This window comes from Nitratireductor pacificus pht-3B (assembly GCF_000300335.1).
Classification (GTDB): domain Bacteria; phylum Pseudomonadota; class Alphaproteobacteria; order Rhizobiales; family Rhizobiaceae; genus Nitratireductor; species Nitratireductor pacificus.
Map to the genome: position 1 here is coordinate 97,303 of NZ_AMRM01000019.1, position 8,341 is coordinate 105,643.

General features: G+C 64.4%; 8 protein-coding genes. 6 read left to right on the forward strand and 2 right to left on the reverse strand.

Going from position 1 to position 8,341, the window contains the following annotated elements; genetic code table 11:
• Positions 1-87: 87 nt before the first annotated feature.
• Genes NA2_RS16480 through nqrF form a run of 6 tightly spaced genes read left to right on the forward strand, consistent with a single transcriptional unit; the run spans position 88 to position 6,026 of the window.
• On the forward strand, positions 88-1,431 hold the full coding sequence (locus NA2_RS16480) for a Na(+)-translocating NADH-quinone reductase subunit A (RefSeq protein ID WP_008598166.1): 1,344 nt from the start codon (positions 88-90) through the stop codon (positions 1,429-1,431).
• 3 nt (positions 1,432-1,434) lie between these two features.
• Positions 1,435-2,634 (forward strand): NADH:ubiquinone reductase (Na(+)-transporting) subunit B, encoded by a 1,200-nt coding sequence (locus tag NA2_RS16485; RefSeq protein WP_008598167.1) that lies wholly within the window; start codon positions 1,435-1,437, stop codon positions 2,632-2,634.
• Positions 2,627-3,529: a Na(+)-translocating NADH-quinone reductase subunit C gene (locus NA2_RS16490; protein ID WP_008598168.1), complete on the forward strand. Its 903-nt coding sequence runs from the start codon at positions 2,627-2,629 to the stop codon at positions 3,527-3,529. Before NA2_RS16485 ends, NA2_RS16490 begins: the two co-directional genes overlap by 8 nt.
• Positions 3,529-4,182 carry an NADH:ubiquinone reductase (Na(+)-transporting) subunit D gene (locus tag NA2_RS16495; protein WP_008598170.1) on the forward strand — a complete coding sequence of 218 codons (654 nt, stop codon included), beginning with the start codon at positions 3,529-3,531 and terminating at the stop codon, positions 4,180-4,182. The genes NA2_RS16490 and NA2_RS16495 overlap by 1 nt, the downstream gene beginning before the upstream one ends.
• Positions 4,182-4,790 carry an NADH:ubiquinone reductase (Na(+)-transporting) subunit E gene (gene nqrE / locus NA2_RS16500; RefSeq protein WP_008598171.1) on the forward strand — a complete coding sequence of 203 codons (609 nt, stop codon included), beginning with the start codon at positions 4,182-4,184 and terminating at the stop codon, positions 4,788-4,790. The genes NA2_RS16495 and nqrE overlap by 1 nt, the downstream gene beginning before the upstream one ends.
• Before the next feature lie 12 nt (positions 4,791-4,802).
• A complete protein-coding gene (nqrF, locus tag NA2_RS16505) occupies positions 4,803-6,026 on the forward strand; it encodes an NADH:ubiquinone reductase (Na(+)-transporting) subunit F (protein ID WP_008598172.1) in 1,224 nt (407 codons plus the stop codon).
• Positions 6,027-6,097: 71 nt separating this feature from the next.
• On the opposite strand, the gene lpdA is transcribed toward nqrF, so the two are convergent.
• Both lpdA and NA2_RS16515 read right to left on the reverse strand, forming a co-directional pair.
• A complete protein-coding gene (gene lpdA / locus NA2_RS16510; protein WP_008598173.1) occupies positions 6,098-7,456 on the reverse strand; it encodes a dihydrolipoyl dehydrogenase in 1,359 nt (452 codons plus the stop codon).
• On the reverse strand, positions 7,457-8,341 hold an 885-nt coding region (locus NA2_RS16515), incomplete at its 5' end, for a dihydrolipoamide acetyltransferase family protein (protein ID WP_008598174.1). It abuts the gene before it with no gap.

Genomic DNA, 8,341 nt, shown 5'->3' on the forward strand with positions numbered 1-8,341 from the left:
ATTCTTTCTGGATGAACCAAAAAGCGGTTTCGTCTTGCGCCCAAGCGTAGCATAAGGGCGCAAAAATCAAGGTGGGTAGACACTGACATGCTGCAGTTCGCGCTGAAAAAAGGTCTGGACTTACCAGTGCACGGCGCACCCGATCAGGGCATCAGCGATGCCCCTGCTGTTGCAACCGTTGCGGTCCTGGGCGAGGACTATGTCGACCTGAAGCCGCGACTGGCCGTGCAGGAAGGCGACGTGGTTGCGGCCGGATCGCCGATCCTGTTCGACAAGGACATGCCGGACGTTTTGATGACCGCGCCGGCCGCCGGCCGCGTGCGCGCGATCAACCGCGGCGCGCGGCGCAGGCTGATCAGCGTGGAGATCGACGTCGACGAAAAGGCCGCGCTGCCGCTGGACTTCTCGAAGGTGGGCGATCCGTCGACCCTGGAAGGCCTGGTTGAGCGCCTTTGCGCATCCGGCTTGTGGACATCGTTCCGCACCCGGCCCTTCTCGAAGATACCGGACCCGAAGACACGGCCTGCGGCGATCTATGTCACTGCCATGGACACCGAACCGCTGGCTGCCGATCCGGCCGTGATCATCGCTGGCGAGGCCGATGCCTTCAGCGCGGGTCTGGCCGCGATCGCGCCGCTCAGCGAGGGAACGACCTATCTGTGCCACGCGGCCGGAGCGGACCTTCCGGGAGCGGAAACGCCCGGCGTGACGGTGGCACGGTTCTCCGGCCCCCATCCCGCCGGCCTCGCGGGAACGCACATGCATTTCCTGGAGCCGCCAACGGCCGCAAAGGTCGTCTGGACGATCGGCTACCACGACGTCATCGCCATCGGACGGCTGCTGCGGACGGGAACATACGACGCCTCGAGGGTCATCGCCCTCACCGGCCCGCTGTGCGCCAGGCCGCGCCTCATCCGGACCATCGCGGGCGCCTCCATGACCGACCTTGCGCGAGACGACCTGCTGTCCGATCTGCCGGTGCGCATGATCTCGGGCTCGATCCTCAGCGGCCGTGCCGGCGAAGGCCCGAGCGCCTATCTCGGGCGCTATGCGCGCCAGTGCACGCTGATCGAGGAGGACCGCAAGCAGATCCCCCTCGGCTGGATTCGTCCGATGCCGTCGAAATACGCCTTCCAGCCGGTGCTCGGCTCGGCGTTCTCAAAGAAGCTCTATGCGCTGACGACAAATCTCAATGGCGGCCGGCGGGCGATGGTCCCGATCGGCACCTTCGAGCAGCTGATGCCGCAGGATTTCCTGCCGACGCAGCTCCTGCGCGCCCTGCTGGTCATGGACACGGATCAGGCCCAGGCGCTCGGAGCCCTGGAACTCGACGAGGAGGATCTGGGCCTCGTGGGTTTCTCCTGCCCGGCGAAATACGAATACGGCATGGCCTTGCGCGATTGCCTCAGCAAGATTGAAAGGGAGGGCTGAGGCATGGGTCTGCGCAGTTTCTTCGACAGGATCGAGCCCGACTTCGTCAAGGGCGGCAAGTACGAACGGTTTTTCCCGATCTACGAGATGGTCGAGAGCTTTCTGTTCACACCGAAGACCGTGACCACCGCGGCGCCGCATGCGCGGTCCTATGTCGATATGAAGCGGATCATGACCTATGTCGTGATCGCGACGGTGCCCTGCATTCTGTTCGGGCTGTACAACACCGGCCTGCAGACAAACATGGCGATCCAGCAGCATGGCGCCGAAGGCTGGCGTGCGGCGATCGTCGAATTCCTCGGGGTCGGGTTCAACCCCGACAACCCGCTGGCCAACATGTTCCACGGGCTGCTCTACTTCCTGCCCATCTATCTCGTGACACTGGCCGCCGGCGGCGCGTGGGAAGTGCTGTTCGCCACCGTGCGCCGGCATGAGGTGAACGAGGGCTTCCTCGTCACCTCGATGCTCTACACACTGATCCTGCCCGCCTCGACGCCGCTATGGCAGGTCGCGCTCGGCATCTCGTTCGGCGTGGTCATCGGCAAGGAGGTCTTCGGCGGCACAGGCAAGAACTTCCTCAATCCCGCGCTGGTGGGCCGCGCATTCCTGTACTTCGCCTATCCCGCCCAGATGTCCGGCGACACGATCTGGACCCCCGTCGACGGCTTCTCCGGCGCCACCGCGCTATCGGTGACCGCATCGGAAGGCGTTGCCGCCCTGCCCTCCTACGGCATCACCTGGTGGGACGCCTTCATTGGCACGATTCAGGGCAGCATGGGCGAAACCTCCACCGTCGCCTGCCTCATCGGACTGGCCTTCCTTCTGACCACGCGCATCGCCAATTACCGCATGGTGGTCGGTTGCCTCGCCGGAATGATCGGCTTCTCCTGGCTCCTGAACATGATCGGTTCGGACACCAATCCCGCATTCGCGACGCCCTGGTACTGGCACCTGGTCATCGGCGGCTACGCCTTCGGCCTGGTCTTCATGGTGACCGAGCCCGTCTCCGGATCGCACACCAATCTCGGCCGCTACATCTATGGCGCGCTGATCGGTTTCATGGTCGTGATGATCCGTGTCCTCAACCCGGCATTTCCCGAAGGAATGATGCTCGCCATCCTCTTCGGCAATGTCTTCGCACCGCTGATCGACTACTTCGTCGTGCAGGCGAACATCCGACGGAGGGCGCGCCGTAATGCCTGACATCGACAAGCAGGAACAGGGCCAGGAACAGAACCAGGGGCCGGACTTCACCCCCGAGATGAACCCGCCCGTGCGCGAGGAAGCGCCGAGCAGGGCGGAAACCATCCGCAAGGGGCCGATCCGCCGCTTTCTCGACACGCCGGCGGACAACACCGCCAAGACCGTCACGGTGGCGCTGCTGCTTTGCCTCGTGGCGTCCATGGTCGTTTCCGCCGCCGCCGTCTCGCTGCGCCCCCTTCAGGAGAAGAACGCGGCACTCGACAAGCAGGTCAACATCGTTCAGGTCGCGGGCCTCTACGAAGACGGGGTCGATGTCGCGGAGGTCTTCCGGTCCTTCGAGCCGCACGTCCTGGAACTGGCCACCGGCGCGTTCACGGACCGGTTCGATCCCTACCAGTTCGACGACCGGGCCGCCGCGGAAGACATGACGCTTTCCGCTCCGCTGGATGACGATCCCGCCGGCATTCGCCGCCAGGCGGAGTACGTCACCGTCTACCTGCTGCGCGACGAATCCGGGGCGCTCGACAAGGTGATCCTGCCCGTCTACGGCTACGGGCTCTGGTCGACGCTCTACGGGTTCATCGCCGTGGAGGAAGACGGCAACACCATCTACGGTCTGCAGTTCTACGAGCATGCCGAGACGCCCGGCCTCGGCGCCGAGGTGGACAACCCCCGCTGGAAGGCCCTGTGGCGCGACAAGAAGCTGCGTGACGGCGAAGGCAATCTCGCCATCACCGTCGCCAAGACGCCGCCCCCCGCCGGCCGGGACCATTTTGTGGATGCGCTGTCCGGCGCGACGCTGACCTCGCGCGGCGTCGACAACCTCGTCCGCTTCTGGATGAGCGAGCGCGGCTTCGAACCCTTTCTGGAACGTGTGAGAGCTGGAGAATTGTGATGGCTCAGACCTACCGGAACATGCTTGTCGACCCCATGGTCGACAACAATCCGATCACGCTTCAGGTGCTCGGCATCTGTTCGGCGCTGGCCGTCACCTCATCGCTCCAGGTGGCGTTCGTGATGGCCATCGCGGTCACGCTCGTGACCGGCTTCTCGTCGATGTTCATCTCCGTCATCCGCAGCCAGATCCCCGGCTCGATCCGCATCATCGTCCAGATGATCATCATCGCCAGCCTGGTGATCGTGGTCGACCAGGTGCTGAAGGCCTATGCCTACGAGATATCCAAGACGCTCTCCGTCTTCGTCGGCCTGATCATCACCAACTGCATCGTGATGGGCCGGGCGGAAGCGTTCGCCATGAAGAACCCGCCATTCGAGAGCTTCATCGACGGCGTCGGCAACGGCCTTGGCTACGGCCTGATCCTGATGCTGGTCGGCTTCATCCGCGAGCTGTTCGGATCGGGCAGCTTGTTCGGCTTCACCATTCTCGAAACGGTCAACAATGGCGGCTGGTACGTCCCCAACGGCCTGCTTCTGCTGCCGCCTTCGGCCTTCTTCGTGATCGGCCTCCTGATCTGGGCCTTCCGCACCTGGAAACCGGGACAGGTCGAGGCCCGCGAGTACCGCATTCGGGCGGTGGAGGCCCATTGATGGAAGCGCTTCTTTCGCTCGCCGTTAAGGCCATCTTCGTTGAGAATATGGCCCTCGCCTTCTTCCTCGGCATGTGCACGTTCCTGGCCGTGTCGAAGAAGATCGCCACGGCCATCGGCCTCGGCATCTCGGTCACGCTGGTGCAGACCATCACCGTGCCCGCCAACAATCTGATCCTCACCCATCTCCTGTCGCCGGGAGCGCTTGCCTGGGCGGGGTTCCCGGATGTGGACCTCACCTTCCTCGGGCTGATCTCCTATATCGGCGTCATCGCCGCCATGGTTCAGATCCTCGAGATGATTCTCGATAAGTATTTCCCGCCGCTCTACAACGCGCTGGGCGTCTTCCTGCCGCTGATCACGGTGAACTGCGCCATCCTCGGCGGATCGCTGTTCATGGTGGAACGAGACTACGACCTCGCCGAATCCACCGTCTACGGCATCTCCTCCGGCCTGGGCTGGGCGCTGGCGATCACCGCCATGGCCGGCGTGCGAGAGAAGCTCAAATATTCCGACATTCCCGACGGGCTTCAGGGCCTCGGGATCACCTTCATCAGCGCAGGACTGATGGCGATGGCCTTCATGTCCTTCTCCGGCGTCAAACTCTGAGGGACAGCCAGGATGCAGACCTTCAGCCTCGGCGTTTTCCTCTTCACCATCATCGTGCTCGCGCTCGTGGCCCTGATCATGGCCGCGCGCTCGCGGCTCGTCTCCACGGGCAACGTCAACATCACGATCAATGGCGAAAGGACCGTTTCGGTCCCGGCCGGCGGCAAGCTTCTCCAGACACTGGCCGCCGAGAAACTCTTCGTCCCGTCCGCCTGCGGCGGCGGCGGCACCTGCGCCCAGTGCCGGGTCCGGGTGCTCGAAGGCGGCGGCTCGATCCTGCCCACCGAGGAATCGCACATCACCAAGCGCGAGGCCGCCTGCGGCGACCGTCTGTCCTGCCAGGTGGCGGTGAAGCAGGACATGCATGTGGAAGTCCCCGAAGAGGTGTTCGGCGTCAAGAAGTGGGAGTGCACCGTGCGCTCCAACGACAATGTCGCCACCTTCATCAAGGCGCTGGTTCTGGAACTGCCCGAAGGCGAGAACGTGGATTTCCGCGCCGGCGGCTACATCCAGATCGAGGCGCCGAAGCACCATGTCCGCTACGGCGATTTCGACGTCGCCGAGGAGTATCGCGAGGACTGGGACAAGTTCAATCTGTGGCAGTTCGAATCCGTCGTGGACGAACCCGTGGAGCGCGCCTATTCCATGGCGAACTATCCCGAGGAAAAGGGCATCATCATGCTCAACGTCCGCGTGGCCACGCCGCCGCCCCGCACTGAAGGCGTGCCGCCGGGCAAGATGTCGTCCTACATCTTCAACCTGAAGCCTGGCGACAAGGTGACCATCTCGGGTCCGTTCGGCGAGTTCTTCGCCCGCGAGACCGAGAAGGAAATGGTCTTCATCGGCGGCGGCGCCGGCATGGCGCCCATGCGCAGCCACATCTTCGACCAGCTCAAGCGGCTGAAGAACAAGGATCGCAAGATCACGTTCTGGTACGGTGCCCGCTCGAAGCGCGAGATGTTCTTCGTCGAGGATTTCGACGAACTGGCCGCCGAATTCCCGAACTTCGAATGGCATGTGGCGCTTTCGGATGCCCTGCCGGAGGACGACTGGAAGGGCTATACGGGTTTCATCCACAACGTGCTCTATGAGGAATATCTCAAGAGCCACCCCGCGCCCGAGGACTGCGAGTACTACATGTGCGGTCCGCCCATCATGAACCAGTCGGTCATCAACATGCTGCTGGACCTCGGCGTGGACCGCGAGGACATCATGCTGGATGATTTCGGCGGGTAGCAGGGAAGACGACAAGAAAAGCGCCGCGCACCCGAATGTATGCGCGGCGTTCTTGTATCTAGAGCAGTCAGTTATATGTGCAGCGCGTGGCCCAGCGCCCGTAGGCAGGCTTCCTGGAAACCCTCCGACTGGGTCGGATGCGCATGGATGGTCGCGCCGATGTCTTCGAGACGAGCACCCATTTCGATGGCCAGCGAGAAGGCCGCCGAGAGTTCCGAGACGCTCATTCCGACGGCCTGAACGCCCAGAACGGCATGATCGCGCTCGCGCCACACCACGCGGATGAAGCCGTCCTCGCGCTCCGTGGTGAGCGCCCGGCTGTTGGCCTGCAACGGAAACTCGGTCGCCTTCGTCCCCTCGATCTCGCCGGGCAGGGCGCCGCAGGTCACGACCTCCGGATCGGTGAAGCAGACGGCGGGTATGGCGCGCTTGTCCCACTCCACCTTGTGGCCTGCGACATGGGCCGCGACCAGCTCGCCCTGCGCCATGGCGCGATGCGCCAGCATGGGTTCACCGGTCACGTCGCCGATGGCGTAGACACCGCGCATTGACGTGCGGCAGAGCGCATCCGTCTTGATGAACGCGCCATCGAGCGTCAGCGCAAGCTCCTCGATGCCGAAGCCCTGCGTGAGCGGGCGCCGGCCGACCGTGACCAGCACCTTTTCGGCCTCCACATCACCCTGGTCGGTCGTGAGGGTTCCGCCCTTCCAGCCCTGCGCCCGCGCGCCGGTCAGGACGGTGACGCCCAGTTCCTCCAGCCGTTTCGCAACGGGCCGGGTCAGCGCCTTGTCGTAGGAGGGGAGGATGCGCTCTTCCGCCTCCACCACCGTCACCCTACTGCCGAGCTTGGCGAACACGGTTCCGAGTTCCAGGCCGATATATCCGCCACCCACGACGGCGAGGCTTTCGGGGAGGTCCGTCAGGGCGAGCGCTTCGCTAGACGAAAGGATCGCTCCCCCGAAGGGCAGGAAAGGCAGTTCCACCGGCACCGAGCCGGTCGCGATGACGATATGCTCGGCCTCGACGACGAATGTCTCATCGCCATCCGTAACCGTAACGGATTTGCCGTCGCGAAAACGCGCCCGGCCGCTGACGAAGCGCACCTTGGCCTTTTTCATCAACCCCGCCACGCCGGCATTCAGGCGTTTGACGATGCCGTCCTTCCAGGACACGGTTTTGGCAAGGTCGATGGTCGGCTTGCCAGCAGAGATGCCGAGCGGCCCGTCGGAAGCATGAGCGATCTTGTGGAACTCGTCGGCGGCGTGGATCATGGCCTTCGACGGGATGCACCCGACATTCAGGCACGTGCCGCCCGGCTTGCCCGCATCGACGATCACCGTGTCGACCCCCAGTTGCCCGGCCCTGATGGCGCAGACATAGCCGCCCGGCCCGGCGCCGATGATCAGAAGCTTGCACTTGATGTCGGACATCTATCCCTCGACGAACAGCAGCGCCGGCGTTTCCATGAGCGCTTTCAGTTTCTGAACGAACACGGCCGCATCCCAGCCGTCGATCACCCGGTGATCGAAGCTGCAGGAAATGTTCATCATCCGGCGCGGACGGAACTGCTGGCCGTCCCAGGCGGGGCGGATCTGCATCTTGTTGACACCGACGATGGCCACCTGCGGATAGTTGATGATGGGCGTGGTCGCGATGGCGCCGAGCGGACCCAGCGAGGTGATCGTGATCGTCCCGCCACCGAGTTCCTCCAGCTTGATGGAGCCGTCGCGCGCCGCATCGGCAAGCCGCGCCACCTCGGCCGCATTGTCCCAGAGGCCGCTCGCCTCCGCATGGCGCACCACCGGCACGGTCAGCCCCTGCGGTGTCTGGGTGGCGATGCCCACATGCACCCCGCCATGGCGGTGGATGACCCCGGCCTCATCGTCATAGATCGCGTTCATCTCGGGCTGCTCGCGCACGGCCTCGACGATGGCGCGCATCAGGAACGGCAGAAGCGTCAGCTTCGGCCTGCCATCCGCCTGCTTGCGGTTGAGGGCCGCGCGCAAATCCTCCAGCGCGTCCATCTCCACCTCCTCGACGATGGTGATGTGCGGGATATGGCGTTTTGCCTGCGCCATCTTCTCGGCGATCTTGCGGCGCATGCCGATGACGCGCACCTCCTCGATCCCGGTATTGGCACGGCGGCTCCCGCCCGACGGGCCGCTGTCGCCGGCATCCGTCCAGTTCTCGAGATCGTCATGGCTGATCCGCCCGCCGGGGCCGCTGCCGGCGACACGCCTCAGATCGATGCCTTCCTCGCGGGCGCGGGCGCGCACCGAGGGCGAGGCAAGCGGCCGGCTGCCGGCCGGGGGGGG

What these genes read in the sequence shown, in the direction of transcription:
- NA2_RS16485 (WP_008598167.1), top strand. Translation starts at nt 1,435, where the DNA reads ATGGGTCTGCGCAGTTTCTTCGACAGGATCGAGCCCGACTTCGTCAAG.
- nqrF (WP_008598172.1), top strand. Translation starts at nt 4,803, where the DNA reads ATGCAGACCTTCAGCCTCGGCGTTTTCCTCTTCACCATCATCGTGCTC.
- nqrE (WP_008598171.1), top strand. Translation starts at nt 4,182, where the DNA reads ATGGAAGCGCTTCTTTCGCTCGCCGTTAAGGCCATCTTCGTTGAGAAT.
- NA2_RS16495 (WP_008598170.1), top strand. Translation starts at nt 3,529, where the DNA reads ATGGCTCAGACCTACCGGAACATGCTTGTCGACCCCATGGTCGACAAC.
- NA2_RS16490 (WP_008598168.1), top strand. Translation starts at nt 2,627, where the DNA reads ATGCCTGACATCGACAAGCAGGAACAGGGCCAGGAACAGAACCAGGGG.
- NA2_RS16480 (WP_008598166.1), top strand. Translation starts at nt 88, where the DNA reads ATGCTGCAGTTCGCGCTGAAAAAAGGTCTGGACTTACCAGTGCACGGC.
- lpdA (WP_008598173.1), bottom strand. Translation starts at nt 7,456, where the DNA reads ATGTCCGACATCAAGTGCAAGCTTCTGATCATCGGCGCCGGGCCGGGC.